The 26,821-nt window shown below is 70.3% G+C and carries 26 protein-coding genes; 19 read left to right on the top strand and 7 right to left on the bottom strand.

All coding sequences use genetic code 11. The annotated features are described in order from the left end of the window. Nucleotides 1-64: 64 nt before the first annotated feature. Both ACFYZQ_RS00275 and ACFYZQ_RS00270 read right to left on the bottom strand, forming a co-directional pair. Nucleotides 65-988 (bottom strand): ABC transporter ATP-binding protein, encoded by a 924-nt coding sequence (locus ACFYZQ_RS00275; protein WP_389139935.1) that lies wholly within the window; start codon nt 986-988, stop codon nt 65-67. A gap of 31 nt (nt 989-1,019) precedes the next feature. Next, on the bottom strand, nt 1,020-1,835 hold the full coding sequence (locus tag ACFYZQ_RS00270) for an aminoglycoside N(3)-acetyltransferase (protein WP_389139933.1): 816 nt from the start codon (nt 1,833-1,835) through the stop codon (nt 1,020-1,022). Nucleotides 1,836-1,995: 160 nt separating this feature from the next. Here ACFYZQ_RS00270 and ACFYZQ_RS00265 point away from each other — a divergent pair, with 160 nt between their 5' ends. From ACFYZQ_RS00265 to ACFYZQ_RS00230, 8 genes are read left to right on the top strand one after another with little or no spacing between them, the layout of a single operon-like run. Further along, the gene (locus ACFYZQ_RS00265; RefSeq protein ID WP_389139929.1) at nt 1,996-2,730 is read left to right on the top strand and encodes a helix-turn-helix transcriptional regulator; all 735 of its coding nucleotides are present in this window, start codon (nt 1,996-1,998) and stop codon (nt 2,728-2,730) included. After that, nucleotides 2,727-4,148, top strand: a complete 1,422-nt coding sequence (sufB, locus tag ACFYZQ_RS00260; protein WP_389139927.1) for a Fe-S cluster assembly protein SufB — start codon at nt 2,727-2,729, stop codon at nt 4,146-4,148. The genes ACFYZQ_RS00265 and sufB overlap by 4 nt, the downstream gene beginning before the upstream one ends. Before the next feature lie 59 nt (nt 4,149-4,207). Then, nucleotides 4,208-5,392, top strand: coding sequence for a Fe-S cluster assembly protein SufD (gene sufD, locus ACFYZQ_RS00255; protein ID WP_389139924.1), 1,185 nt, complete (start codon nt 4,208-4,210; stop codon nt 5,390-5,392). Further along, nucleotides 5,389-5,709, top strand: coding sequence for a non-heme iron oxygenase ferredoxin subunit (locus tag ACFYZQ_RS00250; RefSeq protein WP_389139921.1), 321 nt, complete (start codon nt 5,389-5,391; stop codon nt 5,707-5,709). The genes sufD and ACFYZQ_RS00250 overlap by 4 nt, the downstream gene beginning before the upstream one ends. A 7-nt stretch (nt 5,710-5,716) precedes the next feature. Then, nucleotides 5,717-6,481, top strand: coding sequence for a Fe-S cluster assembly ATPase SufC (gene sufC, locus ACFYZQ_RS00245; RefSeq protein ID WP_389139918.1), 765 nt, complete (start codon nt 5,717-5,719; stop codon nt 6,479-6,481). Continuing rightward, nucleotides 6,478-7,734, top strand: a complete 1,257-nt coding sequence (locus ACFYZQ_RS00240; protein ID WP_389139915.1) for a cysteine desulfurase — start codon at nt 6,478-6,480, stop codon at nt 7,732-7,734. Before sufC ends, ACFYZQ_RS00240 begins: the two co-directional genes overlap by 4 nt. Before the next feature lie 16 nt (nt 7,735-7,750). Then, nucleotides 7,751-8,221 (top strand): Fe-S cluster assembly sulfur transfer protein SufU, encoded by a 471-nt coding sequence (sufU, locus tag ACFYZQ_RS00235; RefSeq protein ID WP_388789067.1) that lies wholly within the window; start codon nt 7,751-7,753, stop codon nt 8,219-8,221. After that, on the top strand, nt 8,218-8,550 hold the full coding sequence (locus ACFYZQ_RS00230) for a metal-sulfur cluster assembly factor (protein ID WP_389139912.1): 333 nt from the start codon (nt 8,218-8,220) through the stop codon (nt 8,548-8,550). Before sufU ends, ACFYZQ_RS00230 begins: the two co-directional genes overlap by 4 nt. 73 nt (nt 8,551-8,623) lie before the next feature. On the opposite strand, the gene ACFYZQ_RS00225 is transcribed toward ACFYZQ_RS00230, so the two are convergent. After that, the gene (locus ACFYZQ_RS00225; RefSeq protein WP_389139910.1) at nt 8,624-9,496 is read right to left on the bottom strand and encodes an AbfB domain-containing protein; all 873 of its coding nucleotides are present in this window, start codon (nt 9,494-9,496) and stop codon (nt 8,624-8,626) included. Nucleotides 9,497-10,125: 629 nt separating this feature from the next. On the opposite strand from ACFYZQ_RS00225, the gene dapD reads away from it, so the two are divergent. Further along, complete coding sequence (gene dapD, locus ACFYZQ_RS00220) at nt 10,126-11,112, top strand: 2,3,4,5-tetrahydropyridine-2,6-dicarboxylate N-succinyltransferase (protein WP_389139906.1); 987 nt, start codon at nt 10,126-10,128, stop codon at nt 11,110-11,112. Between the two features lie 253 nt (nt 11,113-11,365). Further along, nucleotides 11,366-12,031 (top strand): pentapeptide repeat-containing protein, encoded by a 666-nt coding sequence (locus ACFYZQ_RS00215; protein ID WP_389139903.1) that lies wholly within the window; start codon nt 11,366-11,368, stop codon nt 12,029-12,031. 158 nt (nt 12,032-12,189) lie between these two features. On the opposite strand, the gene ACFYZQ_RS00210 is transcribed toward ACFYZQ_RS00215, so the two are convergent. Further along, entirely contained in the window at nt 12,190-12,693 is a 504-nt protein-coding gene (locus tag ACFYZQ_RS00210; RefSeq protein ID WP_389139900.1) for a hypothetical protein, read from the bottom strand. A 141-nt stretch (nt 12,694-12,834) separates the two neighbouring features. Between ACFYZQ_RS00210 and ACFYZQ_RS00205 the strand changes: the two genes are divergently transcribed. Together ACFYZQ_RS00205 and ACFYZQ_RS00200 are read left to right on the top strand one after the other, a co-directional pair. After that, on the top strand, nt 12,835-13,395 hold the full coding sequence (locus ACFYZQ_RS00205; protein ID WP_389139898.1) for a SigE family RNA polymerase sigma factor: 561 nt from the start codon (nt 12,835-12,837) through the stop codon (nt 13,393-13,395). Next, nucleotides 13,392-14,630: a WD40 repeat domain-containing protein gene (locus tag ACFYZQ_RS00200; protein WP_389139896.1), complete on the top strand. Its 1,239-nt coding sequence runs from the start codon at nt 13,392-13,394 to the stop codon at nt 14,628-14,630. Before ACFYZQ_RS00205 ends, ACFYZQ_RS00200 begins: the two co-directional genes overlap by 4 nt. On the opposite strand, the gene dapA is transcribed toward ACFYZQ_RS00200, so the two are convergent. Continuing rightward, complete coding sequence (gene dapA / locus ACFYZQ_RS00195) at nt 14,631-15,548, bottom strand: 4-hydroxy-tetrahydrodipicolinate synthase (protein ID WP_389139893.1); 918 nt, start codon at nt 15,546-15,548, stop codon at nt 14,631-14,633. A 169-nt stretch (nt 15,549-15,717) separates the two neighbouring features. On the opposite strand from dapA, the gene ACFYZQ_RS00190 reads away from it, so the two are divergent. From ACFYZQ_RS00190 to ACFYZQ_RS00175, 4 genes are all read left to right on the top strand, one after another. Next, nucleotides 15,718-15,876 (top strand): hypothetical protein, encoded by a 159-nt coding sequence (locus ACFYZQ_RS00190; RefSeq protein WP_389139890.1) that lies wholly within the window; start codon nt 15,718-15,720, stop codon nt 15,874-15,876. Further along, on the top strand, nt 15,873-16,586 hold the full coding sequence (locus tag ACFYZQ_RS00185) for a hypothetical protein (protein WP_389139887.1): 714 nt from the start codon (nt 15,873-15,875) through the stop codon (nt 16,584-16,586). The genes ACFYZQ_RS00190 and ACFYZQ_RS00185 overlap by 4 nt, the downstream gene beginning before the upstream one ends. 65 nt (nt 16,587-16,651) lie before the next feature. Next, nucleotides 16,652-17,071, top strand: coding sequence for a phage holin family protein (locus ACFYZQ_RS00180; protein ID WP_388789086.1), 420 nt, complete (start codon nt 16,652-16,654; stop codon nt 17,069-17,071). Beyond that, entirely contained in the window at nt 17,068-17,562 is a 495-nt protein-coding gene (locus ACFYZQ_RS00175) for a DUF3618 domain-containing protein (RefSeq protein ID WP_389139884.1), read from the top strand. Before ACFYZQ_RS00180 ends, ACFYZQ_RS00175 begins: the two co-directional genes overlap by 4 nt. A gap of 81 nt (nt 17,563-17,643) precedes the next feature. Here ACFYZQ_RS00175 and ACFYZQ_RS00170 read toward each other — a convergent pair whose 3' ends face one another. Continuing rightward, on the bottom strand, nt 17,644-19,470 hold the full coding sequence (locus ACFYZQ_RS00170; protein ID WP_389139881.1) for an endonuclease/exonuclease/phosphatase family protein: 1,827 nt from the start codon (nt 19,468-19,470) through the stop codon (nt 17,644-17,646). 259 nt (nt 19,471-19,729) lie between these two features. Between ACFYZQ_RS00170 and ACFYZQ_RS00165 the strand changes: the two genes are divergently transcribed. The 3 genes from ACFYZQ_RS00165 to ACFYZQ_RS00155 all read left to right on the top strand — a co-directional run bounded on the left by ACFYZQ_RS00165 (nt 19,730) and on the right by ACFYZQ_RS00155 (nt 25,255). Next, complete coding sequence (locus tag ACFYZQ_RS00165) at nt 19,730-21,199, top strand: hypothetical protein (RefSeq protein ID WP_389139879.1); 1,470 nt, start codon at nt 19,730-19,732, stop codon at nt 21,197-21,199. A 515-nt stretch (nt 21,200-21,714) separates the two neighbouring features. Continuing rightward, complete coding sequence (locus tag ACFYZQ_RS00160) at nt 21,715-23,157, top strand: alkaline phosphatase PhoX (RefSeq protein WP_389139876.1); 1,443 nt, start codon at nt 21,715-21,717, stop codon at nt 23,155-23,157. A 517-nt stretch (nt 23,158-23,674) separates the two neighbouring features. Next, complete coding sequence (locus ACFYZQ_RS00155; protein ID WP_389139873.1) at nt 23,675-25,255, top strand: TROVE domain-containing protein; 1,581 nt, start codon at nt 23,675-23,677, stop codon at nt 25,253-25,255. A 54-nt stretch (nt 25,256-25,309) separates the two neighbouring features. On the opposite strand, the gene ACFYZQ_RS00150 is transcribed toward ACFYZQ_RS00155, so the two are convergent. Then, nucleotides 25,310-26,752 (bottom strand): MFS transporter, encoded by a 1,443-nt coding sequence (locus tag ACFYZQ_RS00150; RefSeq protein ID WP_389139870.1) that lies wholly within the window; start codon nt 26,750-26,752, stop codon nt 25,310-25,312. Nucleotides 26,753-26,821 lie beyond the last annotated feature (69 nt).

Below are 26,821 nucleotides of genomic sequence, written 5' to 3'. Positions count from 1 at the left end.
AGGCTGTGCCTACCCGGGGGGCATCCCCCGGACCCCCGGCCGAGAAAGCCGGTGCTGGGCGGAATCATGAACGCAGCTCCTTGCCGGTCAGCTCCAGGAAAACGTCTTCGAGGGTGTGCCGCTCCACCGAGATCCGGTCCGGCATCACGCCGTGCTGGGCGCACCAGGAGGTGACCGTGGCGAGCAGTTGCGGATCGACCTTGCCGACGACCCGGTAGGCGCCCGGCGTGAGCTCGGCGGCCGTGCAGTCGGCCGGGAGGGCCTTCAGCAGGGACCCCACGTCGAGGCCGGGACGGCCGGTGAAGCGCAGCGTGTTCTCGGCGCCGCCCTTGCACAGTTCCTCGGGGGAGCCCTGGGCTATGACCCGGCCGGCGTCGATGATCGCGACGTCGTCGGCGAGCTGCTCGGCCTCGTCCATGTGGTGGGTCGTGAGGATGGCGGAGACGCCGTCGGCGCGCAGGTCCCGTACGAGGTCCCAGGTGGCCCGGCGGGCCTGCGGGTCGAGTCCGGCCGTGGGCTCGTCCAGGAACACCAGCTCCGGACGCCCCACCACCGCCATGGCCAGTGCGAGGCGCTGCTGCTGGCCGCCGGACAGCCGCCGGTACGTGGTCCGGCCGCAGGAGCCGAGTCCGAGGCGTTCGATGAGGGCGTCCACGTCCAGCGGGTGGGCGTGCAGCTTGGCCACGTGGCGCAGCATCTCGTCGGCCCGGGCGCCGGAGTACACCCCGCCGGACTGCAGCATCACGCCGATCCGGGGCCGCAGCGCGGCCGACTCTCTCACCGGGTCTAGCCCGAGCACGCGCACCGTCCCCGAGTCCGGCTTCCGGTACCCCTCGCAGGTCTCGACCGTGGTCGTCTTGCCCGCCCCGTTGGGGCCGAGTACGGCGGTCACCCCCGGTCGGGCCACCAGGTCGAGTCCGTCCACCGCGGTCTTCGTGCCATACCGCTTCACCAAGGCGTGGACCTGGACCACGGGCTCACTTCGCATGGGTCCAGAGTCTAGGTAGGCGTGCCGTGCCTCAGGCGGGCGGGTGCAGGATCTCCTCCTCGCGGGGGCGGTGCACCGCGAGCCACCGCTCGGCGTAGGCCACCGCGTCCGCCAAGGGGAACAGGCGTACGTCGGCCGCGCCCACCTTGCCCCGCAGGACGGGGCGGTCCCGCTCGAAGTCGTGGCCCAGTTCGTCGAACCGGTCCGAGCTGATCGACACCTCGGTCACCGTCTCCCAGCCCCCGCCGGGCGCCGGCCGGCCGACCCGGACGAGCGGTGCGGGGATCCGGTACTCCGCCAGGTGGAAGCCGGTGCACGCGTCGTATCCGGCTCCGAGCAGCAGCACCCGGGCGCCCCGCTCCTCCAGCCGGGCCAGCGGACTGCGCTCGCCGAGGCGGCAGTCGGGTGCGTGGCCCTCGACGATCTCCGCCGCGCGAGCTCCCAGTGCCGCGAACGAGGTCTGCGGGTGGGCGCTGCGCAGGGCGGCCGGCCAGGTCCGTACGGTCTCCGGGATCACGCCGACCCCGCGGGAGGGGGTGATCAGCGGGTCGTACGCGGGCATGGCGGCCCGGATCTCCTCCCACCAGCTCTCCGGCACCGGCGGGTTTCCCCACACGGCCGGGTCGGACAGGTCGCCCGACTGGGTGGGGACGACGATCGTGCCGTCCGGGCCGACGGCGTCCAGCAGCCCCTGGACCACGGCGACGGCACCCCCGCACACCCAGCCGAGCGAACTGAGCGAGGAGTGCACGAGGAGGGTCGCACCCGGCTCGACGCCCAGTGCGCACAGCTCTGCGCGGAGTGTGTCGCGGGTGACAAGAGGGCCGGTCGGAGGGGGTGTCGGCATGGTTCGGCAGTCTCTCCGACCATGACCGGCCACGCCACCGGTTTACCCGGCCCGCGACGTTTCCGCAGGTCGGATTAGGTATGCCTAAGTGACACAGGGCACCGTCCGTCCGGTCGGACGCGGCTTGCCTGCCTCCGCCGAATTACGCAACAATGGCGTTGTGAAAAACGTCGGCGAGGCTCGGGAGACCCCCACGGGGGTCCCGCAGGAGGAGCTCGCGACCGGGGAGCGGTCCACCCGCAACCGGGTCGCGCGGTCCATCCTGGACCACGGCCCGTCGACCGTCGCCGAGCTGGCCGGGCGGCTGGGACTCACCCAGGCGGCCGTACGCCGTCACCTGGACGCGCTGGTCGCCGACGACGTCGTCGAACCACGCGAGCAGCGGGTGTACGGCGCGCGCACACGCGGCCGTCCCGCCAAGGTCTTCGCCCTGACCGACTGCGGCCGCGACGCCTTCGACCAGTCCTACGACAAGCTCGCCGCGGACGCGCTGCGCTGGATCGCCGAGCGAGAGGGCGGGCAGGAGGCGGTCACCGCCTTCGCCCGGGCCAGGATCGCCGCCCAGGCGCGCGCCTACCGCAAGGCGATCGAGAGCGTCACCCCCGACAAACGCGCCGAAGCGCTGGCCAAGGCCCTCAGCGCGGACGGGTACGCTGCAACGGCGCGCAGCGCACCGGTCGGCGAACAGCTCTGCCAGCACCACTGCCCGGTCGCCCATGTCGCGGAGCAGTTCCCCCAGCTGTGCGAGGCGGAGACCGAAGCCTTCGCCGAGCTGCTGGGAACGCACGTCCAGCGGCTGGCGACCATCGCCCACGGCGACGGCGTCTGCACGACGTTCATCCCCAAGATTTCCACTGACGCATCTGCAAGCACGGCCGGGAGGAACCCCGCATGACTCTCCCCACGGAGACTGCTCACCCCGAACTCGAGGGCCTGGGCAAGTACGAATACGGCTGGGCCGACTCCGACGTGGCCGGTGCGTCCGCGCGCCGCGGCCTGAACGAGGACGTCGTCCGCGACATCTCGGACAAGAAGTCCGAGCCGGAGTGGATGACCAAGCTGCGCCTCAAGGGCCTGAAGCTCTTCGGGAAGAAGCCCATGCCGAACTGGGGCTCGGACCTGTCGGGCATCGACTTCGACAACATCAAGTACTTCGTGCGCTCCACGGAGAAGCAGGCGGAGTCCTGGGAGGACCTGCCCGAGGACATCAAGAACACCTACGACAAGCTGGGCATCCCGGAGGCGGAGAAGCAGCGCCTCGTCGCCGGTGTCGCCGCCCAGTACGAGTCGGAGGTCGTCTACCACCAGATCCGCGAGGACCTGGAGGAGCAGGGCGTCATCTTCCTCGACACCGACACCGCGCTGAAGGAGCACCCGGAGCTCTTCAAGGAGTACTTCGGCACGGTCATCCCCGCCGGTGACAACAAGTTCGCCGCGCTGAACACCGCCGTGTGGTCGGGCGGCTCCTTCATCTACGTGCCGAAGGGCGTGCACGTGGAGATCCCGCTCCAGGCCTACTTCCGTATCAACACGGAGAACATGGGCCAGTTCGAGCGGACCCTGATCATCGTCGACGAGGGTGCCTACGTGCACTACGTCGAGGGCTGCACCGCCCCGATCTACAAGTCGGACTCCCTGCACAGCGCGGTCGTCGAGATCATCGTCAAGAAGAACGCCCGCTGCCGTTACACGACCATCCAGAACTGGTCGAACAACGTCTACAACCTGGTCACCAAGCGCGCCGTGGCCTACGAGGGCGCGACCATGGAGTGGGTCGACGGCAACATCGGCTCCAAGGTGACGATGAAGTACCCGGCCGTCTACCTCATGGGCGAGCACGCCAAGGGCGAGACCCTCTCCATCGCCTTCGCGGGCGAGGGCCAGCACCAGGACGCGGGCGCCAAGATGGTCCACATGGCCCCCAACACCTCCTCCAACATCGTCTCCAAGTCGGTGGCGCGTGGCGGTGGCCGCACCTCCTACCGCGGTCTGATCGAGATCGGTGAGGGAGCCCCGGGTTCCAAGTCGAACGTGCTGTGCGACGCGCTGCTCGTCGACACGATCTCCCGGTCCGACACCTACCCGTACGTCGACGTCCGCGAGGACGACGTGTCCATGGGCCACGAGGCGACCGTGTCCAAGGTCTCCGAGGACCAGCTCTTCTACCTGATGAGCCGCGGCCTCTCCGAGGACGAGGCGATGGCGATGATCGTGCGCGGCTTCGTCGAGCCGATCGCCAAGGAGCTGCCCATGGAGTACGCCCTCGAGCTCAACCGGCTGATCGAGCTGCAGATGGAAGGCGCGGTCGGCTAAGCCCCGCACCGCCGTCGCCATCAGGCACCCTTACACAGAAAGCGAGCAGACCGACAGCCATGGCTGAGGCTCAGAACATCCCCGTGGGGTCCACCACCGCGGGCCAGATCGCGGTGGCCGCCGAGTCGACCGTCGCCACGCGCATGAGCGCGCCCCCGTCCTTCGACGTGGCGGACTTCCCGGTCCCCCACGGCCGCGAGGAGGAATGGCGCTTCACGCCGCTGGAGCGGCTGCGCGGGCTGCACGACGGCACGGCGGTCGCGACCGGCGACGGCGTGAAGGTGGACGTCCAGGCCCCCGAGGGCGTGACCGTCGAGACCGTGGGCCGCGACGACGCGCGCCTCGGCAGGGCCGGCACCCCCGTGGACCGTGTCGCCGCCCAGGCGTACTCGGCGTTCGAGAAGGCCGGCGTGGTCACCGTTCCCAAGGAGACGGTGCTCACCGAGCCGATCCGTATCGCCGTGCACGGCCAGGGCGGGACCGCCTACGGCCACCAGGTCGTCGAGCTGGGAGCCTTCGCCGAGGCCGTCGTCGTCATCGACCACACCGGTGACGCCGTACTCGCAGCCAACGTCGACTACATCCTGGGCGACGGCGCCAAGCTGACCGTCGTCTCCGTCCAGGACTGGGACGACAAGGCCGTCCACGTGGCCCAGCACAACGCGCTGGTCGGCCGGGACGCCTCCTTCAAGTCGGTGGTCGTGACCTTCGGCGGCGACGTGGTCCGCCTGCACCCGCGCGTGGAGTACGCCGGCACCGGCGGCGAGGCCGAGCTGTACGGCCTGTACTTCACCGACGCCGGGCAGCACCAGGAGCACCGTCTCCTCGTCGACCACAACACCCCGCACTGCAAGTCGAACGTCGCCTACAAGGGCGCGCTCCAGGGCGACGACGCGCACGCCGTGTGGATCGGCGACGTGCTCATCGAGGCCAAGGCCGAGGGCACCGACACCTACGAGATGAACCGCAACCTCGTCCTCACCGACGGCGCCCGGGTCGACTCCGTGCCCAACCTGGAGATCGAGACCGGCGAGATCGTCGGCGCCGGCCACGCCAGTGCCACCGGCCGCTTCGACGACGAGCAGCTCTTCTACCTGATGGCCCGGGGCATCCCCGAGCACGAGGCCCGCCGTCTCGTCGTCCGCGGCTTCTTCGCCGAGCTGGTCCAGCAGATCGGCGTCGCGGACATCGAGGAGCGCCTGCTCGCCAAGATCGAGGAAGAGCTGGAGGCGTCGGTCGCATGAGCGACGCATTCGTACGTGTCTGCGGGCTGAGCGAGCTGGAGGAGGACACCCCGAAGCGGGTGGAGATCGACGGCACGCCGGTCTCGGTCGTGCGGACCGAGGGAGAGGTGTTCGCGATCCACGACATCTGCTCCCACGCGAACGTCTCGCTCGCCGAGGGCGAGGTCGACGACTGCCACATCGAGTGCTGGCTGCACGGCTCGCGTTTCGACCTCCGCTCCGGCAAGCCCGACAGCCTGCCCGCGACGCGTCCCGTCCCCGTATACCCCGTAAAGATCGAAGGGGACGACGTGCTCGTCTCCCTCAAGGAGTCCTGAGGCACCCATGGCAACGCTTGAAATCCGAGACCTGCACGTCACCGTCGAGGCCGACAACGCCACGAAGGAGATCCTCAAGGGCGTCGACCTCACCGTGAAGCAGGGCGAGACGCACGCCATCATGGGCCCCAACGGCTCGGGCAAGTCGACCCTCGCCTACTCGCTCGCGGGTCACCCGAAGTACACGATCACCAGCGGCACCGTCACCCTCGACGGCGAGGACGTCCTGGAGATGTCCGTCGACGAGCGCGCCCGCGCCGGTCTGTTCCTGGCGATGCAGTACCCCGTCGAGGTCCCCGGCGTCTCGGTCTCCAACTTCCTGCGCACGTCCGCCACCGCCATCCGCGGCGAGGCCCCGAAGCTGCGCACCTGGGTGAAGGAGGTCAAGGAGGCCATGGAGCGCCTCAACATGGACCCGTCCTTCGCCGAGCGCAACGTCAACGAGGGCTTCTCCGGCGGTGAGAAGAAGCGCCACGAGATCCTCCAGCTCGAGCTGCTCAAGCCGAAGGTCGCGATCCTCGACGAGACCGACTCCGGCCTCGACGTCGACGCGCTGCGGGTCGTCTCCGAGGGCGTCAACCGCGTCCGCGAGTCCGGCGAGGTCGGCACGCTGCTGATCACGCACTACACGCGCATCCTGCGCTACATCAAGCCCGACCACGTCCACGTGTTCGCCGGCGGCAAGATCGTCGAGTCCGGCGGCCCCGAGCTCGCGGACAAGCTGGAGAACGAGGGCTACGAGGCATACACGAAGGGTGGCGCATCCGAGTGACCCAGCTGCCGGGCCTTCTCGACACGGAGGCGATCCGCAAGGACTTCCCCGTCCTGGACCGTCTGGTCCACGACGACAAGAAGCTCGTGTACCTGGACAACGCGGCGACCTCGCAGAAGCCGCGCCAGGTGCTGGACGCCCTGAGCGAGTACTACGAGCGCTACAACGCCAACGTCCACCGCGGTGTGCATGTGCTCGCCGAGGAGGCCACGGCGCTGTACGAGGGCGCGCGCGACAAGGTCGCCGAGTTCATCAACGCTCCCAGCCGCGACGAGGTGATCTTCACCAAGAACGCCTCCGAGTCGCTCAACCTCGTGGCGAACATGCTCGGCTGGGCCGACGAGCCCTACCGGGTGGACTCCGACACCGAGATCGTCATCACGGAGATGGAGCACCACTCCAACATCGTGCCGTGGCAGCTGCTCGCGCAGCGCACCGGCGCGAAGCTGAAGTGGTTCGGTCTCACCGACGACGGCCGGCTGGACCTGTCCAACATCGACGAGATCATCACCGAGAAGACGAAGATCGTCTCCTTCGTGCTGGTGTCGAACATCCTGGGCACCCTGAACCCGGTCGAGGCGATAGTCCGCCGCGCCCAGGAGGTCGGCGCGCTGGTCTGCGTCGACGCCTCCCAGGCCGCGCCGCACATGCCGCTGGACGTCCAGGCCCTGCAGGCCGACTTCGTGGCCTTCACCGGCCACAAGATGTGCGGCCCGACCGGCATCGGCGTGCTGTGGGGCCGCCAGGAGCTGCTGGAGGACCTGCCTCCGTTCCTCGGCGGCGGCGAGATGATCGAGACGGTGTCCATGCACTCCTCGACGTACGCCCCCGCCCCGCACAAGTTCGAGGCGGGCACCCCGCCGATCGCCCAGGCGGTCGGTCTGGGAGCGGCGATCGACTACCTGTCGTCGATCGGCATGGACAAGATCCTCGCTCACGAGCACGCGCTCACCGAGTACGCGGTGCGCAAGCTGGCGGACGTCCCCGACCTCAGGATCATCGGCCCGACCACGGCCGAGGAGCGGGGCGCGGCGATCTCCTTCACACTGGGGGACATCCACCCGCACGACGTGGGCCAGGTCCTCGACGAGCAGGGCATCGCGGTCCGCGTCGGCCACCACTGCGCGCGGCCCGTCTGCCTCCGCTACGGAATTCCCGCGACCACGCGAGCGTCGTTCTATCTGTACTCCACGCCGGCCGAGATCGACGCGCTGGTCGACGGCCTGGAGCACGTACGGAACTTCTTCGGCTGAAGGGCGTGCTGAAACCGTGAAGCTGGACTCGATGTACCAGGAAGTCATCCTGGACCACTACAAGAACCCGCACGGGCGGGGCTTGCGGGATGGCGACGCCGAGGTTCACCACGTGAACCCGACGTGCGGCGACGAGATCACCCTCCGCGTGAAGTACGACGGCACGACGATCGAGGACGTCAGTTACGAGGGCCAGGGCTGCTCCATCAGCCAGGCCTCGGCCTCCGTGCTGAACGAGCTCCTCGTCGGCAAGGACCTGGCCGACGCGCAGAAGATCCAGGAGACCTTCCTGGAGCTGATGCAGTCCAAGGGCAGGATCGAGCCCGACGACGCCATGGAGGACGTCCTGGAGGACGCGGTCGCGTTCGCCGGCGTCTCCAAGTACCCCGCCCGGGTCAAGTGCGCCCTCCTGAGCTGGATGGCGTGGAAGGACGCGACGGCCCAGGCGCTGGGTGGCGCGGCCGACGCCGAAAGGAAGACGGCATGACCGACACCGCTGAGATGAAGCCGGCCTCGGAGGAAGAACTCCGCGAGGCGCTCTACGACGTCGTCGACCCCGAGCTGGGGATCGACGTCGTCAACCTCGGGCTGATCTACGGCATCCACATCGACGACGCGAACATCGCGACGATCGACATGACCCTGACCTCGGCGGCCTGTCCGCTGACGGACGTCATCGAGGACCAGGCCAAGTCCGCCACGGACGGGCTGGTCAGCGAGCTGCGCATCAACTGGGTGTGGATGCCGCCGTGGGGCCCCGACAAGATCACGGACGACGGCCGGGACCAGCTGAGGGCGCTCGGCTTCAACGTCTGAGAGCTTCTGTACGCGTGAAGCGGCGGCACCTGCCAGGTGCCGCCGCTTCCGTGTTGTTCAGGTGCTCAGGTGCTCAGGCGAGCCCGTCGACCAGCTTGAACGCCGAGTCCGCCCAGTACTGGTAGTTGTTCTGGTACGCGTCCAGCTTGAGCTGGAAGTTCTGATGGCGCAGGAAGCGGCCGGGGTAGTTCACCGATTCGAGCATCACCGCGCCGGAGTACATGGACGCCCGGGCGCAGAAGGTGGCGTCCTGCTTGAACAGGGACGACCCGTCGTTGCGTTCGGAGCGGAGCACGAAGTTGCGGTGCCGCAGATAGGTGCCGTCGGCCGTGGCGAACGAGTAGCAGGAGGCGTTGGCCAGGCCCTTGACCACCTTGAAGGTGGCGTCGCGGCGGGCGTAGGCGGAGCCGACCGAGTCGAGCTTCACGTAGTCGCCGTTGACGTGCCAGTAGCGGTCCGGGTAGTTGACCGACCGCATGGACTTCCAGGCGGACGGCGTCTTCGAGCCGTGCGAACCGCCGTCCGAGCCCGACGACCCGGACGAACCCGAGGATCCTGAGGAACCCTTCGACTTCGAGGGCTTGGCGGAAGCCTTGTGTCCCGCCTTGTCGTGAGGGGGCGTGGCCGAGGCCGACGCCGAGGCGGTGGTCTTGCCGGACGACGGAAGGCTCTTCGTTCCGGGCGCGGACTTCGTACTCGCCGAGGGCGAGGCGAAGGAGAGCAGACCGGGCCCGTCGTCGACGGGAGACGGCGACTCCGCCTTGGCTGACGGCTCTTCAGTGGCGTTGCGGTTCACCGCTATCGCCGTCACGCAGGCGACGATCGTAGCGATGGCCAGCCCGCCGGCCAGCCAGAGTCTTCGCGTTCCGGGAGCCCGGGACGTGTCGGGGGCCCAACCGTTCTCCCATGGTTCGTTCTGAGGGAGCTGGGGGGTGGTTTCTTGCATGCGCTGTTCCTCCAGCGGCGCGCGGGGCGGCGGCCGGGGGTGTGAGGGGGAAGTAAGTGAGGGGTGAAACACTAGTGGAGCCGACGGTTCGTCGGGAGACGTTTGGGCGAGCGGTTTCCATGAAAATGAAACAACCTCAAGTTCCCTGTGCCTCTTCGCACTTCCTTCCCAGTCCACTCTCGATACATCTGGCCCGGGATGGCCGGAACTGCGCGATTCGGCCGCTGCCCGGGCGCGGGTGACGGACGCGTCCCGCCGTCGGGAGCCGCACCGGCCGCCCGGTACGGGCGTCGGCGACAGCGGCTGACGCCGGGGACCGCGGCGCGGAACGCGACGCGGCCGGCCACCGAGGGCCCTCGCCGACCGTGTCGACGTGTTCCGGCCGGGCGAGGGTTGCGCCGTGGGGCCCGGAGCATCGGGGTGGTGTCCTGCGCTGCCCGGGTCGGCGGCGCGGCGGCCGGGGGCCGCGGAGAGACCACGGAGCCCTGCTCCGGGCGTGGCGGACCGCGGATCGGCCGGAGGCCAGGAGCGGTGTCAGGGGTCGGTCGGCGAGCCGGGGGCGGCGACCCGTGGCCCGGCAGATGAGACGCGGTTCGCCCAATACCACCCGGTCACGTTAGGTTGCCCGTATGACCGACAAGAACGCACGCACCACCGGTGCCGTCGCAGCCGGCCTCGCCACGATCGCCGCCGACGGCACCGTCCTCGACACCTGGTTCCCCGCGCCGGAGCTGACGGAGGAGCCCGGCCCCTCCGGCACCGAGCGGCTCTCCGCCGAGCAGGCCGCGAAGCTGCTCGGCGGCGGCGCGACCGCGGCGATCGGCCCGGACACCCGCCGGGGCGTCGAGGTGGTCGCGGTCCGCACGGTCATCGCCTCGCTCGACGACAAGCCGATCGACGCGCACGACGTCTACCTCCGCCTGCACCTGCTCTCCCACCGCCTGGTCAAGCCGCACGGGCAGAGCCTGGACGGCATGTTCGCCCACCTCGCCAACGTCGCCTGGACCTCGCTCGGCCCGGTCGCCGTGGACGACGTCGAGAAGGTGCGCCTGAACGCCCGGGCCGAGGGCCTGCACCTCCAGGTGACCTCGATCGACAAGTTCCCCCGCATGACCGACTACGTCGCCCCCAAGGGCGTCCGTATCGCCGACGCCGACCGCGTCCGCCTCGGCGCGCACCTCGCCGAGGGCACCACGGTCATGCACGAGGGCTTCGTCAACTTCAACGCGGGCACCCTCGGCACCTCCATGGTCGAGGGCCGTATCTCCGCTGGCGTCGTCGTCGGCGACGGCTCGGACATCGGCGGCGGTGCCTCCACCATGGGCACCCTCTCCGGCGGCGGCAACGTGATCATCTCCATCGGTGAGCGCTGCCTGATCGGCGCCGAGGCGGGCGTCGGCATCGCCCTCGGCGACGAGTGCGTGGTCGAGGCCGGCCTCTACGTCACCGCGGGCACCCGGATCACCATGCCCGACGGCCAGATCGTCAAGGCCCGGGAACTCTCCGGCGCCTCCAACATCCTCTTCCGCCGCAACTCGGTCACCGGCACGGTCGAGGCCCGCCCGAACAACGCGGTCTGGGGCGGCCTGAACGAGGTGCTGCACAGCCACAACTGATCACAGGCGGCCGTGCCCCGCGGCCGCCTGAATGATCACGACACCGACCCGCTGCCGGCCTGTCGGCACCTGTCGGCGTCGGTCACCACGGAAGCGCCCTTCCACGGCCCCAGAACGGCCCGGGAGGGCGCTCGTGCGCTTTGTGGGGGAGTGGGCAGGCAGTCGGTTGCTGTGCCGCTCATCAGGTGATTGTTCGGCATCGCACAGGCTGTCGGGCGGAGATCCGTCCGAGGATGCCGTAATCATATGAATTATGGCGGCGAGTCCTTTGCAGTGGGCATCGGTGATTATGTTGGTCTTCACTGGGCTGCTTCTCTCCGGTATTGCCTGGAAGTTGGCGATCGGAACGCATCAAGCGGCCGTCGAAAGTGGCGTTCTCTCTGGTATTGGAGGGGGGCTGATCACGGGCTTCGCCGTCAGTCTTTCCGTATTTTTCCTACAGCATTCTTTCGAGAGGACTCAGGAAGAGGCGACATGGCGTGCCAATGTGCAGCTGTCTCCACGCATCCCTGGTTTTGACCCGCATCGTCATTCGATCAAGGGTCTTTCCTTTACGGGCAAGGAATTGTTCGATGCCGACTTCGCCGGAATGAACCTCGAGAACTATTCGTTCCGTGATGCCAAGCTGCACGGTGCAGTGTTCGACCACGCCGACCTGAGAGGGGCCAATTTCATCGGCGCTGACCTCTCGGAGGCCAGCCTCAGGCATGCGAAGCTTGATGGGGCGCTGCTTCTCAGCACGCGCATGTATCTGACTGATCTAAAGGATGTGCGGTACAAGGAAACGCAGGTGAACTACTTGACCTGCTGGCCGCGGAAATTCTTTCAGACCGCTGTCAGAAGCGGCGGTCTCCGGCCGATGGTGAAATGGGATTCTGGCGGGGGCACGCACCAGGCTGCCACGGGCTCGCCCTGCTGATTTCCTGACGCCAAGGATCGAGGGCGTGCTTGCCGCAGGTCCGGTCGGCTTCGAGTTGCCGCAGCACCGCCGGCCTCTCGGCCAGACTGCTCAGACGGCAACAACCGCATGTTCCGCGCCAGCTGGTGCCGCATCAGGCCGTGCGGGAGGGCGCTCGTTCACGCCCGGAGGGCCTGCGCGAAGTCGGCCAGTGCCGTGAAGTCCGGCTCCAGGAGTCCGATCCTGGGGTTGACGTGGTGGAGCAGCGCGGGGCCGGTGTGGTGGGCCCGTACGTAGGCCGAGTCGGCCGGGGTCTGCTCGTCGTCCACCCAGGCGAAGGGGCGGTCGGCGGCGTGGGCGACAATGGCCTCCGTCTTCCAGTGCACCCCGTCGGGACGGAGGGCGAACAGACCCGCGCCGAAGTCGACGTACGGCAGCTCGGGCAGGCCGACGACGGGGGCGATCCAGCGATTGGCCGCGTCCATCCACGTGGTCGCCCAGCACAGGTCGTAGCCGAGGTCCAGGAGCGCGGGCCCGTGGGCCGGGTTCAGCCAGACCCGCAGGGCACGACCGGGACGCAGGGCCACCCGGATCGTCGTATAACCCTCGGGCCGCCGCTCGGGCTGGGCCGCGTACGGGTTCAGCGGGCCGTCGACGTCCAGGTACAGCAGGGGTCGGCTCACGGGGACAACGTACGGCACCGGGCTCCCCGGAGCGGCGGAGTTTTTCCCGCGGCAGACAGGCATAGCGGCAGGCGGCCGGACGCGTCACAAGGGGCAGAGGGGCCGGGCGCAGTGTCCGCCCGGGGGAAAGAGAAGGTGACGATGGATGCAGAGGCGCAAGAGCGCTTCCGCGAGTTCGTGGCGAACCGGTCGTCCGCGCTGCTGAAGACGGCCGTCCTGCTGACCGGCGGAGACCGGCACGCCGCCGAGGACCTGTTGCAGAACGCACTGATCAAGGCGGCGGGACGGTGGCGGCGGATCGACGAGCCCGAGGCCTATGTGCGGCAGATCCTGTACCGGCAGCAGATCAGTCGCTGGCGTCTGAAGTGGAGACGGCGGGAGCTCAGCGTCGCCGAACCACCGGAGAGCGGCACGGCTCCGGACGCGTCGTCCGCCACCGAGCTGCGGCTCGTGCTGCGCGCGGCTCTGTCCAGGCTCACCGCCCGCCAGCGAACCGTGCTGGTGCTGCGCTACTTCGAGGACCTTCCGGAGGCCGACGTGGCCCGTCTGCTGGGTTGCTCCGTGGGCACCGTACGGTCCACCACCCACCGCTCCCTCGCCCGGCTGCGCGCCCTCGCGCCGGAGCTGGCCGCGCTCGGGCCGGCCGACACGGAGCCTCAGCAGCGCCTTCGTGACTACTCGCCCGTGGAGGTACGCCCGTGAACGTCGAGGAACTGGTGCGCGACTCCCTGCGGGAGCTGGCCGCCGAAGAGCCGACGGCCGGCCCCGGGTTCGCCGACCGGGTGCTGGACGTGCGTCGGCGCCGCCGTACACGCAGGCTGGTCTCCGTCGCCGCGACCACCGCGGCCGTGGTCGTCGTCTCGATAGGGGTGCCGCTGCTGGACCACGGCAAAGACGACGTGCGTCCCGCGAACGTCCTGGACCAGGGCGGCATCCATGCCCACCCGGACCAGTCGCCGCCGCGCGACCTGATCGGGGCCGGGGACACGGTGCTGGCCGCCTACTACACGGCGGAGCCGCACCAGCTGACCCGGAAGCAGGCTGTGTCGGAGCGCACCTACTGGCTGCTCGACCAGAAGACCGGAACGTACAAGAAGGACACGCGCTGGTCCGTCGTCGCCGTCGCCCCGGGCCTGAAGACGGCCGCCGTGCTGGAGCGGAACCTGCCCGCCCACCGGATCGGCCTGCTCGACCTCGCTACGGGGAAGGTGGAGCGGTGGATCCCGGCCGAGCGAGGGGTCGGTGGACTCGCGTTCTCGTACGACGGCACCAGACTCGTCGCGACGACGTACGAGGAGAACCCCGACCTGCGGATCAAGGAGAAGCTGACCGACAGCGACGGCACGGTCAAGTGGGTGTGGGCGGCGACGTACGGCAAGTCGAGCCGGTCCGGCTTCTACGACCTCGACGTGGTCTCCGGACAGGGCTCGTGGAGTCCGGTCGCGCCCGAACGCGACATCAACTCCCGCCAGGACTTCTCGTTCGGCCGGGCCAGTGGCCGGGTGTACGCGCAGCGTATAGGCGGTGAGGACGGTCTTCAGCAGTTCTACGACCTCAAGGGCAACAAGGTCGCCGCGCCCGCGAACGAGAAGTACCTGCGCTCGGACGTCCCCGCGCGACTGTCCCCGAACGGCAGGCTCGCCGCCCTCGGCCTGACGAAGGAGGTCTCCGGCAACCCCGGAAAGTCGTACTCCTCGGTCCGTGATTCCCGTACGGGGAAGGAGATCACCAAGGTCCGCGGCAGCCTTCTGGTCGCCTGGGTGGACGACAAGCGTCTCATCGCCTGGGAGCGGGTCACGAGTCTGAAGGAGGGCTACCGGCCGCAGCTCGTGCTGGCCACGATCGGCAGCGACAAGGTCGTACCGCTGAGTGGCGCCGAGGACCCGAACAAGACCTTCGACCGGGAGGAGTGGCAGCCCGTCTTCGCCCGCCGCTGATCAGGCGGTCATGAGCTCCTCGTACGCCGCCAGCAACCTGTCGACCGTCTCGCGGCCGGCGGGCAGCAACGGTGCGCGGACCGGGCCCGCGGGCAGGCCCAGTGCGTTGAGCAGGGCCTTGGCGGTGACCGTACCGGGCAGGCCGGCCGCCATCATCAGCTCGATGAGCGGTGTGGCGCGTTGCTGGAGGCGGGCGGACACGGGGGTGTCGCCCGCCTCGAACGCGTCGAGGACCGCCCGGAGCCCGGCCGGGACGACATTGGCGACCGTGCTGATGTAGCCGGCCGCGCCCACCGCGTACAGGGCGAGGATGTGCTCGTCGCAGCCGGTGTAGTACGCGAGGTCGGTGCGGGCCAGCACCTTCTGCGTGCCGAGGAAGTCGTACGAGCAGTCCTTGACGGCCACGATCCCGGGATGGTCCGCGAGCCGGATCATCGTCTCCGGCTCGATGCGGGTGCCGGTCCGGCCCGGGATGTCGTACAGCATCACCGGAAGGCCGCTCGCGTCGGCGACCTGACGGAAGTGCGCCTCCAGCGCGTCCTGGGGCGGTCTGCTGTAGTACGGCGTCACCACCAGCACCCCGTCCGCGCCGGCCTTCTCGGCCGCCAGGGCCAGCTCCACGGTGTGCAGGGTGTCGGAGGTGCCCACACCCGCCACGATCGACGCCCGGTCGCCGACCGCCTCCCGGACGGCCGTGACGAGCGCCGCCTTCTCGGCGTCGGTCGTGGTGGGTGACTCGCCCGACGTGCCGTTCAGCACCAGGCCGTCACAGCCCTCCGACACCAGCCGCTCGGCCAGGCGCCCGGCACCGTCCAGGTCGAGCGTGCCCGCCCGGGTGAAGGGGGTGATCATCGCGCAGAGTGTGCGACCGAAAGGGCGCGCGACGGCGTGCTGGGAGGACTCTCGGGTGGTCGTCATGGGTGTAGTCTCGGCGCGACAAAAGTGAAGCTCAACTTAATTCTTCTGAGATATATTGATAAGCAATGCTACGGCGATGGTCCCGGTGCACGCCATGCCCTATGTCCAACTCGGCCCTTCATGGGTCACTATGGCCAGGAGGACATCGACGGCAGGTCATGGAGGCGCCATGAAGCTCGGCAAGGCACTGGCCACCGGAGTCGCTGAGGAGCGGCCGCTCGTCCACGAGGAAGAACTCGACGTCCCCGAGGAGATCCGCGAACCGGAGCCCACCGCGATCCGCGAACCACAGTCGTCCGCCCCCGAAGAGGTCCCGGCGGCCCGATGAGACTGCGGCTCCCCACGGAACGCCCGGCGGAGCCGCCGACCGGATACAAGATCGCCCACCCGGTGCTGTCCCAGGACGGCACCCGGGCCGGGTTCACCGGCGTATCGCTCGGCGGTGCGCTGCCGTACGCGGTCCTGGACGACGCGTCCTGCGTCTACGGGCGCCGGCACCGCCCGCCCGCGCGGCTGTGCGACTGCGGCTTCCACTGCGTGCACGAGCGCGGGGACGCCGAGGCGCTGCTGTGCACCACCGAGCACCGGGCGGCGGTCCTGCTGGAGGTGTCCGTCCTCGGCGCCTACATCCGCTTCGAGCGCGGCTTCCGCTACGCCCGGCAGCGGGTGCGCACCGTCACCGCCGGCCCCTGTGCCTGCGCGGCGCCCCCGGTGGCGCTCGGCGACACGGGCTGGGGCAGACCCGGATGGCGCGCCCTGGCCGCGTACTGCCCGCTGTGCGTGCGCGGCCGTACGTCCCTCTCGCTCGCCTCCTTCGCCCGGCTGGCCGGGCACGGGCTGCGGGTGGTGGCGCGCGGCAGCGACCCGGACCCGGGCGGCGGCCCGGCGGGGCCCGACGGACTCGGCGTACCCGAACTCGTCGCCGAAGCGGCCCTGTTGCAGGCCCGCCTCGACTGGTTCCAGACCCAGCTCGCCCGGCTCGGCGACCACGGGGCAGGAGGAGGGGAGAAGGGCCCGCACCCTCCCCCGAAGGGCTGACCGCCCCCTTAACGGTCATCGGCCGGGGTACCCGGAAGCTCCGGACCGAGAGGAGGCGGAACACCGTGACCGGGACCACGAACGTGCGGCCGACAGCCGACCACCAAGCTTCGGTGGGCGAACTCGTCGGCCGGGCCACCGAACAGCTCTCCCGCCTCGTGCGGCAGGAAGTGGCCCTCGCCAAGGAGGAGTTGACCGAGAAAGGGCGGCGAGCCGGACGCGGCGGCGGGCTGCTGGGCGCGGCGGGCGCCGTCGCCTACGCCGGATTCCTCGGCCTGGCCGCCGCGGCCGCCGCCGCCCTCTCGCTGACGCTGCCCGTGTGGGCCGCGGCGCTCATCGTCACGGCGGTGCTCTTCGCCGTCGCCGCCGTACTCGCCGCGACGGGCCGCGCCCAGCTGCGGCGCGCCGCACCACCCACACCCGAGGAGACGCTCGGCAGCGTCAAGGCAGACGTCGACGAGATCAGGGAAAGGGCTCACCGATGACGAACAGGAGCGGACCCGGCGGGGGCGGCGCGAAGGGCCCCGACGAGCTGCGGCAGCAGATCAAGCAGACCAGGAGCCAGCTCGGCAGCACCGTCGAGGAGCTGGCCGCCAGGGTGGACGTCAAGGGCCGTGCCCGGGCCCGCGCCGCCGACCTCAGGGACAAGGCGGGCGCGATGACCGTACAGCTGCGCAGCACCGCCGCACAGGCCGGGCACACGGTGCAGGAGCGGGCGGCCAGGGCCGGCCACACCATGCAGGAGCAGGCCGCCAAGGCGGGGCACACCGTGCAGGAGCGGGCGGGGCACGCCGGGCACGTCGCCCAGGACCGGGCGTCGCACGCCGGACACGCGGTCGAGAGGCGCGTGCCGCGCCAGGCGCGCACCTTCGTCCAGACGGGGGCGCGGCACCCGGTGCCGACGCTGCTCGTCGGCGCGGGCGCCGCCCTCGTCGTGGCGGGCCTCTGGTGGCGCACCCGCCACACCCGCCACTGAACGAGCACTCAGGGCGTCACGGCCGCGGCGGCCGCGGGATTCTCCGATCCCGCGGCCGCCGCGTCGTCCGGCGCGTGAACGCTACGGTCGGAACCGCAGCACCTGCGGGTCGTGGTCGCTGATCTGGTCGTTGAACTCCGAGTTGATGTGCACGCTGTCGTAGTCGAAGTCGCCGCCGCGCCGGATCGAGGGGCTCACCAGGATCTGGTCCAGCACCTGCTCGTTGCCCTGGTAGTCGTACGTGTAGCGCTCCTTCGTCGGCAGCGACTTGATAGCCGACCACAGCGCGCCGTCACCCTCGAGGATCTTCGCGGTGCCGGAGAACTCGAAGTCGTTCATGTCGCCGAGCGCGATGACCTCCGCGTTCTTCTGGACATCGAGGATGTTCCTGACGAAAGCGTTGACCAGCGTCGCCTGAGCGTGCCGCTGGACCTCCGAGCTGCGCACCGGCGGCTGGTACTGCGAGGTCAGGCCCTGGTCGCCGCCCTTGGAGTTCAGGTGGTTGGCGATCACGAACACGGTCTTGCCGCGGAAGACGAACTCGCCGGCCAGCGGCTTGCGGCTGGAGTTCCACGCCGCGTTCGTGGGGTCGATCCGGCCCGGCGAGACCGTCAGCTGCGCCTTGCCGTGCACCTTGGTGACACCGACCGCGGTGGTGGAGTCGCCGCCCGCGCGGTCGGTGAAGGACACCCGCTCCGGGTTGAACAGGAACACCTGGCGGATGTTGCCGCCGGGCTCGCCGCCGTCCTGGTCGTTGACCGGGTCGATCGAGCGCCACTCGTACTTCGGGCCGCCCGCCGCCACGATCCCGTCGATCAGCTTGTTCACGGTCGCGCTCGCGTCGACCGTGCCGTCGTCCTTCGCGCCGTTGTCGTCCTGGATCTCCTCCAGGGACACGATGTCCGGCGACTGGAGGTTGTGCACGATCGCGGAGGCGTGCTTGTCGAAGGTGGCGTCGGACGGGTCGAGGTTCTCGACGTTGTACGTGGCCACCGCAAGCTCGCCGCGGGACTGCTTGCGGGTCGTCTCCCGCTGCAGGCCGCCGCTCTTGAGGGTGCCGAGCTGCCCGGCGACGAGGGTGTAGCCGCCGAACTGGTTGTAGTCCAGCGGGCCGGTGGTGGTGCCGGTGAGGGTGTCGCCGACGTTCGCCTTCGGGAAGTCGGCGGTCGAGCCCAGCGACTGGATCTGCAGGCGGCCGGTGTTCTGCGAGGTGTAGGAGCCGTAGATCGTGCCGCCCCGGAGGCTGCGGTGCTCGTGCGGCTTCACCGTGACCCACAGCTCGCTGTAGGGGTCGGTGGCGGTGACCACGCGGGCGTCGGCGACCTGGACGTTCATGCCCTCCAGGGACTCGTAGTAGTCGAGGGCGTACTTGGCGGGCTGCAGGGTCGGCCCGTTGATCGAACCGCTCGCCGCGGTGTCGCCGGCCGGGGTGTACTTCGCCGGCACCGACTTTCTGCTGATCACCGTGGCGGCCGGGACGGTGTTGCCGCTGGAGAGGGTGGTGACCACCGGCTTGGTGATCTCGGTCAGCGACTGGTTGCCGGTCGAGGCACCGCCGGGCACGTACTCCGAGACCGTGCCGGTGACGGTGACCGAGTCGCCCACGGCGACCTTCGGGGTGGAGCTGGTGAAGACGAACACGCCCTCGCTGGTCGCCGGGTCGTCGTCCGGGTTCGGGTCCTGGATCCAGAAGCCTCTGGAGGAGCCGTAGGTGCGGGTGGCCGTGACGACGCCGGGTACGTCGGTCACCTTCTGGCCGGCGTACGGCGATATCCGGGTGGTGCCCTGGATGTCGTGGATGCGCACGGAGTCCGCGTGCGCGGGCGAGGTGAGCGCGATGGTGGAGGCCGCGCTGCAGACGGCGGCGACGGTGAGCGCGGCGAGGCGCGCGGAAGACCTGCTCGGCAAGGGATCCCTCCGGGGACATGCGTGAGCGCCGGGACGAGGGTGGGACAGCGTGCGTGAGTGGAGCGTGGTCGGCACGCGCAGGAAGTGAGTGAACACTTGTCCCCCCGCTTCTACGCGCGTCAATCTCCTGCCTGCTCAGGCCAGTTGTCAAGGTTTCGGCCATGTACGGCCGACGGCGGGGAGATGAACCGGGCCGCATGGGACGAAACCCGTCTAGGCTGAGCGGCTGAGCCCTATCCAGGTCGAGGAGAACCCGCCGATGCCAGACAGCTCCCCCCTGCCGCCGGTGCGGCTGCACCCCGAAGCGGAGCTGGCGCGTGACGCGCTGTCCACGCCGTTGCTCTCCCGGGCCGCCCGGCTCGCCCGCTGGGCCGGCCCCGAGACCCGCGTGGACGCCGGTGGCGGCCTGGTCGACGAGCAGCTCCCGGCCGCCGCCGAGGTGCTCTCGCTGAGCGGGGACGACGCCGCCTCGCTCGCCAGTGAGGCCTGGCGGATCGCCGTGGACACCGGTCTGGTGGAGATCGTCGACGAGGAGGCCGGGACCGTGGCCGCGGGGCAGGACCTGGCCCTGCTGACCGGCGGCTCCCCGCACGACGTGCTCACGGTGTGGCTGACCGCCCTGGAGACCGTGGTCGCCGACGCGAGCGTGCCCGACCTGGACGGACTGGTCGAGGCGATGGACACCGGCGGCGAGATCGATTTCTCGCCACTCGACTGGGACCCGGAGGCGGACGCCGCGTTCCTGGAGGGCGTCCTGAGCAACCTCTACCTGCTCACCGTCAACGAGGCGGGTCCCGCCGGAGCGGCCGTCCCGCTGCCCGCGCTGGCCGCGTCCATGATCGTGCCCAGCGACATGGGGGAGCCCACCAACGACATACTGGAACAGGTCTCCGACGCGATGATGCGACTGGACGACCAGTTTCGGGTGCTGGAGCCGGTCGGGCTCGTGGAGTACCAGCCCGTCGACGAGGCGCTGATGACGGACGCCGACGACACGGACGGCACAGGCGGTGACGGCACCGGCGGTGCCGCCGAGGAGATGCCCGGGCCGGTCGACGACACCGATGTCACCCGCTACGGCATGGTCCGGCTGACCCCGCTCGGCCTCTACGGACTGCGGTCGCGGCTGCAGGAGGCCGGGCTTACGGCCCCTGCCGTCGGTGACCTCGCGGACAAGGGCGCGGACGTGCTGCTCGACGGGACGTCCGGCTACCCGTCGGCCTCGGCCCGGGCGGAGACCGAGCAGTGGCTCGCTCGCCGTGAACCACTCGACGCGGCGCGGGAGTTGCTGGCCGCCGCGCGGGGCGGCGACCCGGGCGCACCGCTGCGCCGGTTGCGCTGCCAGCAGGCGCTCTCCCTGGTCGGCGGGCAGGCCGAGCCCGCGCTGCGCGAGGTGCTCGACGACGCGGAACTCGGCGGGCTGGCCCGGGTGTGGCTGAGTGAGCAGGGCGCCGCCGACGTGCCGCCGCCGTCCGAGGAGATGGTCTTCTGGCTGACCATCGACACGGTCGCCGCCCAGCTCCAGGCCGAAGGCAACTCCGAGGAACTCGAGTCGCTGGTCGAGGGCCTCGCCCGCCAGCACGGCGGTTTCTTCGCGGCGGCCTGGCGTGTGGAACACCCGGCGACCGCGGACGTCCTGGAGGCCATGGGGCGCCTCCATCCCGACAAGAAGGTGGCGAAGGAAGCCAGGAAGGCGGCGTTCAAGGCGCGGTCGCAGCAGGGGGGTTGAGCTGCGGGCCCGTGGGCCGGGGGCCGGGGGCGGTGGCCGGTCGTGCGCGGGGCTGGGGGCGGGGTTCGCCCCTGCCCCGGCTGCGGGCTGACCGGGTTGGGACGGGGTTTCTCGCCCCCGCCGCCCTACCCTTCCCATCCCCAGGGGCTCCGCCCCTTCAACCCCGCCGGGGTCTGCGCCCCCTCGGCCCTGCCGGGGCTGCCTCTGGGGCCCGTCGGGGGGCTGTGCCCTCCGGGCCTTGCCAAGGGGTGGGTCCTCTGGACCCCTGCGGGGCTTGGCCGTCGAGGGCGCTGGGGCGGAGGCGTGCCGTCGGTGGCGGCGGTCGGGTGAACTTCTCGGCACCGGTCAGAAGTCGGCGTGATTTTTGGTGTACGTGGGTGAGTCATTACGGATTCATGGAAGCCGGCCCGATGAAGTCGCCCCGTGTTCAACCCCCGTTCAGCGGCGGGCGGGACTGTTTCGCCGACCCGAGGTCCGCCACCCTCCACGGCTCGCTCACCGTCACAGGAGACACCATGTCGCTCACCCGCAGGGACTTCGCCAGAAAATCCGCGATCACCGGTGCCGGAGTCGCGCTGGCGGGCAGTGTCGGCGCCCTCGCCACCGCGCCGAACGCCCTCGCGTCCACGGAGACCGACGGCGTGGACGCGGAAGCGCACGGCGGATACGGCGGAGTCGGCTACGGGCCGCTGGTCCCCGACCCCGACGGCATCCTGGCGCTGCCCGCCGGCTTCAAGTACCGGATCATCACCTACAGCGGCAGGACCAAGCTGGAGTCCGGCGAGTTCACCCCGTCCAACCACGACGGCACCTCCACCTTCTGCGGCCCGCGCGGCGCCACCCTCCTGGTCAACAACCACGAGCTGAAGGGCCCCCGCGCCAGCTGGAAGTACCCCGTGCCGCTCACCGAGGGCCTCGTTTACGACCCCGCCGCCTCCGGTGGCTGCACGGTCGTCGAGGTCCGCCGTGACCACGTCGCCGAGTGGGTCGGCATCGCCGGCACCTCCACCAACTGCGCGGGTGGCAACACGCCTTGGGGCACCTGGCTGACCTGCGAGGAGACCGAGGACAAGGCCGGCCAGAACGGCATGACCAAGGACCACGGTTACGTCTTCGAGGTCGACCCCGAGGACCGCCGCGCCAACCGCGACCCCAAGCCGATCAAGGCGCTCGGCCGCTACGCCCACGAGGCCGTCGTGGTCGACCCGAAGCGCGGCCACCTGTACCTGACCGAGGATGCGTCCGGCCCCAACGGCCTGCTGTACCGCTGGACCCCGCCGACGGGCTTCCACCACGGCCGCGGCAGGCTGCGCACCCTCGCCGACGACGCGGGCGTGCTCCAGGCCTTCAAGTGCTTCGACTCCGGCGGCAAGTTCGTCGACGACCTCTCCCGGGCCACGAAGATCGGCACGGTCTACGGCGTGGACTGGGTGAACGTCCCCGACCGCGACGCCAAGACCACGTCCGTCCGCAAGCAGTTCACCGACGGCCAGGTCACCCGCGCCCGCAAGCTCGAGGGCATGTGGTGGGGCGACGGCGGCACCTACATCGTCTCCTCGTACGCCCGTGAGGAGAGCCCCGTCCAGCACGACGGCCAGGTCTGGTTCTACGACCCCAAGCGCCGCACGCTGACCCTGAAGGTCCTGCTCGGCGTGAACCCCGACCCGTCGAAGGACGGCAACTTCGACGGCCCGGACAACATCACCGTCTCCCCCTACGGCGGCCTGGTCATCGCCGAGGACGGCGAGGGCGTCCAGCACCTGTTCGGCGCGACCGACAGCGGCCGCACGTACCCGATCGCCCGCAACGAACTGAACATCGGCACCGCCGAGGAGCCGGAGTACAGCGAGTTCACCGGCGTCACCTTCTCGCCCGACGGCAGCACCCTGTTCGCCAACATCCAGGAGCCCGGCATCATGCTGGCCATCACCGGCCCCTGGAAGCGTCAGAAGCGGTAACAGCCCTCGCGGGAATTAATTCGCTCGCCCGTCCCGCGGCCCCCTCCTAGAGTGATGTACGTCCAGGTGCGAAGGCAGGACCTACTTCCACTCATAATGGGGCGGCCGCGGGTTCGAGTCCCGCCACCGGTACAACTCGCCGGTGTAGCTCAGGGGTTAGAGCACCTACGTCGGTTCCGCCGACCTCGATCTCTGGACACCACAACTTCATGCACCTCCCGGTGCGAGGGCTGCGGCTACTTCTTTTGCAAAGAGAATCCGATGCCGCCGCCGACCTGATCTCGGGAGGCGCAGCACAAGGTGGGTGCCCGGTGCGCAGGCAGCGGATACTTCAGGGATCTGGTCCCTGGAAAAAGGGGTGCGGGTTCGAATCCCGTCATCGGCCCAGGGCCGGTGTGGCGGAAAGGCAAGACGCGCCAGGTGATAAGTCCCGTCGCCGACTCCTGATCTCGGGCACCCTCCTTCTGCAGCGCCTCCCTCCGGAAATTCGATGAACCATGAATTCGGGGGAATTCACATGGCGCGATTCAACCGCAAGTCCGCCCGGGCGCAGCCCATTTCACGGGTCACCTCGACGGGGCGTGTGCTGCGCACGTACGAGGGGGGCCGCGGCCGTGAGCGTGACGCCCGCTCGGAGCTCTTCCTGCTCGCCGTCGCCAACTTCGTTTCCCAGCAGACCTTTTACGAGAGCGGCGGCGACCGTGACGACCGCTTCGCGAAGCTCGTACGGCAGCTCGCCGTCGAGGACCCCGTGTGGACGGCGAGTCTGCTCGGCTGGCTGCGCGGTGAGGGCAACATGCGGACCGCCTCGATCGTGGGCGCCGCGGAGTACGTACACGCGCGCCTTACGGCGGGCGCCACCGACGGCCCGTCGAACCGTCAGGTCGTCGCCTCCGTGCTGCAGCGGCCCGACGAGCCCGGCGAGCTGCTCGCCTACTGGACCGCGACCTACGGCCGCGCCGTCCCCAAGCCCGTCAAGCGCGGCGTCGCCGACGCCGTACGCCGTCTCTACAGCGTCAAGTCGCTGCTGAAGTACGACACCGCGTCCAAGGGCTACCGATTCGGCGACATCCTCAACCTGGTGCACGCGGCGCCCGACCCGGACAAGCCGTGGCAGGGCGAGCTGTTCCAGTACGCCCTCGACCGTCGGCACCACCCCGACACCGCGGTGCCGCCCGCGTCGAACCGTGTCCTGACCACACATCACGAGCTGATGGCGCTGCCGCTGCAGCGGCGGCGCGCGGTCGTGACGTCGGAGGGCGGTGCCGAGCGGCTCGCGGCGGCCGGGATGACCTGGGAGGCGCTGGCCGGCTGGCTGCAGGGTCCGATGGACAAGGCGGCCTGGGAGGCCGTGATCCCGTCCATGGGCGCGATGGCCCTGGTCCGCAACCTGCGCAATTTCGACCAGGCCGGAGTCTCGGACGAGGTCGCGGCCCGGGTGGCGGCGAAGATCAGCGACCCGGCGGAGGTCGCGCGCTCGCGGCAGTTCCCCTTCCGGTACCTCGCCGCGTACCAGCACGCGCCGTCGCTGCGCTGGTCGTACCCGCTGGAGCAGGCGCTCGGCCACTCGCTGGCCAACGTGCCGGCGCTGCCCGGCCGCACGCTGGTCCTCGTCGACCGGTCCGGCTCCATGTGGGCGCCGCTGTCGGACCGTTCGGAGCTCAACCGGGCCGACGCGGCGGCGATCTTCGGCACGGCGCTCGCGCTGCGGGCGGCCGACGCGGATCTCGTCGAGTTCGGCACCACGAGCAAGCGCCTGGCGTTCGGCAAGGGCGAGTCGGTCCTGAAGGTCCTGGGGCGCTTCGGTGACCTGGGCGGCACCGACACCACCAGCGCGGTCCGCGCCCACTACCGGGGGCAGGACCGGGTGCTGATCGTCACCGACGAGCAGTACGCCTTCAACCACCGCGGCGACCCGACCGAGCAGGTCCCGGCGCACGTGCCGGTCTACACCTGGAACCTCGCCGGCTACCGGGCGGGCCACGGCCCGTCGGGCAAGGCGAACCGGCACACCTTCGGGGGCCTTTCGGACGCGGCCTTCCGGATGGTTCCCCTGCTCGAAGCGGCCCAGAACGCCGACTGGCCCTGGGCGGCCTGAGCCGCCGAAGCGTGGCCCGCACTGCTACGGGGGGTGCGGGCCACTCCCGGTCCTCTAGTGCCGACGCCTTCCCTGTATCACGAACCCCGCCACCAGCACCGCGGCCAGTGTGATCAGGGCACCGGCACCGAAAGCGCGGGACGCACCCTGGATGAGGATGTCGGCCGGGGACCCGGTGGCGTGACGGGTCGCCGTGCCGTACACCGTGACCAGGACGGAGAGTCCGACGGTGCCGCCGAGCCACTGGAGGGTCTGCAGCAGACCGGAGGCGGCGCCCGCTTCCCGGGGCTCGATCCGGGCGAGGATCGTCGCGTTCAACGGCATGAAGCTGAGACCGACGCCCAGGCCCATCAGCAGCAGCGGGCCGAGCAGACCGGCCGCGTAGCCGTCGCCCGGCCGCAGCCGCCACAGCCATACGCTCGCCACGGTGATCAGCGTCGTGCCGGTGAGCAGTACGGGCCTGGTGCCGAACCGGGCCAGCAGCCGGGGTGCCATGCGTACGGTCGTGAACATCACCAGTGTCAGCGGCAGGAACGCGAACCCCGCGCGCAACGGGCTGAATCCCAGGGCCTGCTGGCCGACCAGGGTGAGGAAGTAGAACGCGCCGAACATCCCCGCCGGCAGCAGCATGATGCTGAGGTAGCCGCCGGCCCTGTCCCGGTCGGCGAACAGACGCAGCGGCATGATCGGCTGTCCGGCGCGGGCCTCGATCATGAGGAAGCCGGCGAGCAGCGTGGCCGCCGTGCCGAAGCCGAGGAGTGCCTGGCCGTCGCTCCAGCCCCCTTCCGAGACCCGGATGAACGCGTACACCAGCGAGGTCGTCCCGGCGGTTCCGGTCAGCGCGCCGGCCGCGTCGAACCGGCCGGCGTGGCGCGGGGTCTCGGTGACGAAGCGGGGCAGGGCGAGGGCGAGGCCGAGGCCGATGGGGACGTTGATGAGCAGGGCCCAGCGCCAGGAGGCCCAGGAGGTCAGCATGCCGCCGAGGACCAGGCCGAGGGAGCCGCCGATTCCTCCCATGGAGGCGTAGACGCTCAGGGCGTGGTGGCGGCGCGGCCCTTCCGGGAAGTTGGTGGTGAGCAGGGCGAGGGTGCTCGGCGCGATGAGGGCGGCGCCGACGCCCTGCAGCGCGCGGGCCGCGAGCAGCCAGCCGCCCTCGGTGGCGAGTCCGCCGAGCAGGGAGGACAGGGCGAAGAGCAGGACGCCGGCGGTGAGCGTACGCCGGCGTCCCAGGATGTCGCCGACGCGCCCGCCGAGCAGCAGCAGCCCGCCGAAGGTGAGCGTGTAGGCGTTGAGGACCCAGGACAGGCCGGTGCCGCTGAAGTGCAGGCCCCGCTGGATGTCGGGGAGCGCGACATTGACGACGGTCGAGTCGACGCCGACCATCAAGTAGGCGGTCACGATCACGAGAAGGACGGTGCCGAGTCTGGCGGGACGCGGTGGTGCGGAGCGGGCGTCGGTCGTCGTGGGCGGTGCGGACGGCGTGGACGGGGTGGACATGGGTTCTCCCGTTGTGGCGTCCCCGGTGAGGCGCGAAAGGGCAGGGCGGACTGCCCGCGGAGCACACGG

Origin of the sequence: Streptomyces sp. NPDC001843 (assembly GCF_042891955.1) — a bacterium.
GTDB lineage: Bacteria > Actinomycetota > Actinomycetes > Streptomycetales > Streptomycetaceae > Streptomyces.
The sequence above is the reverse complement of the archived record's forward strand: the minus strand, read 5'-3'. Positions and strand labels throughout refer to the sequence as shown.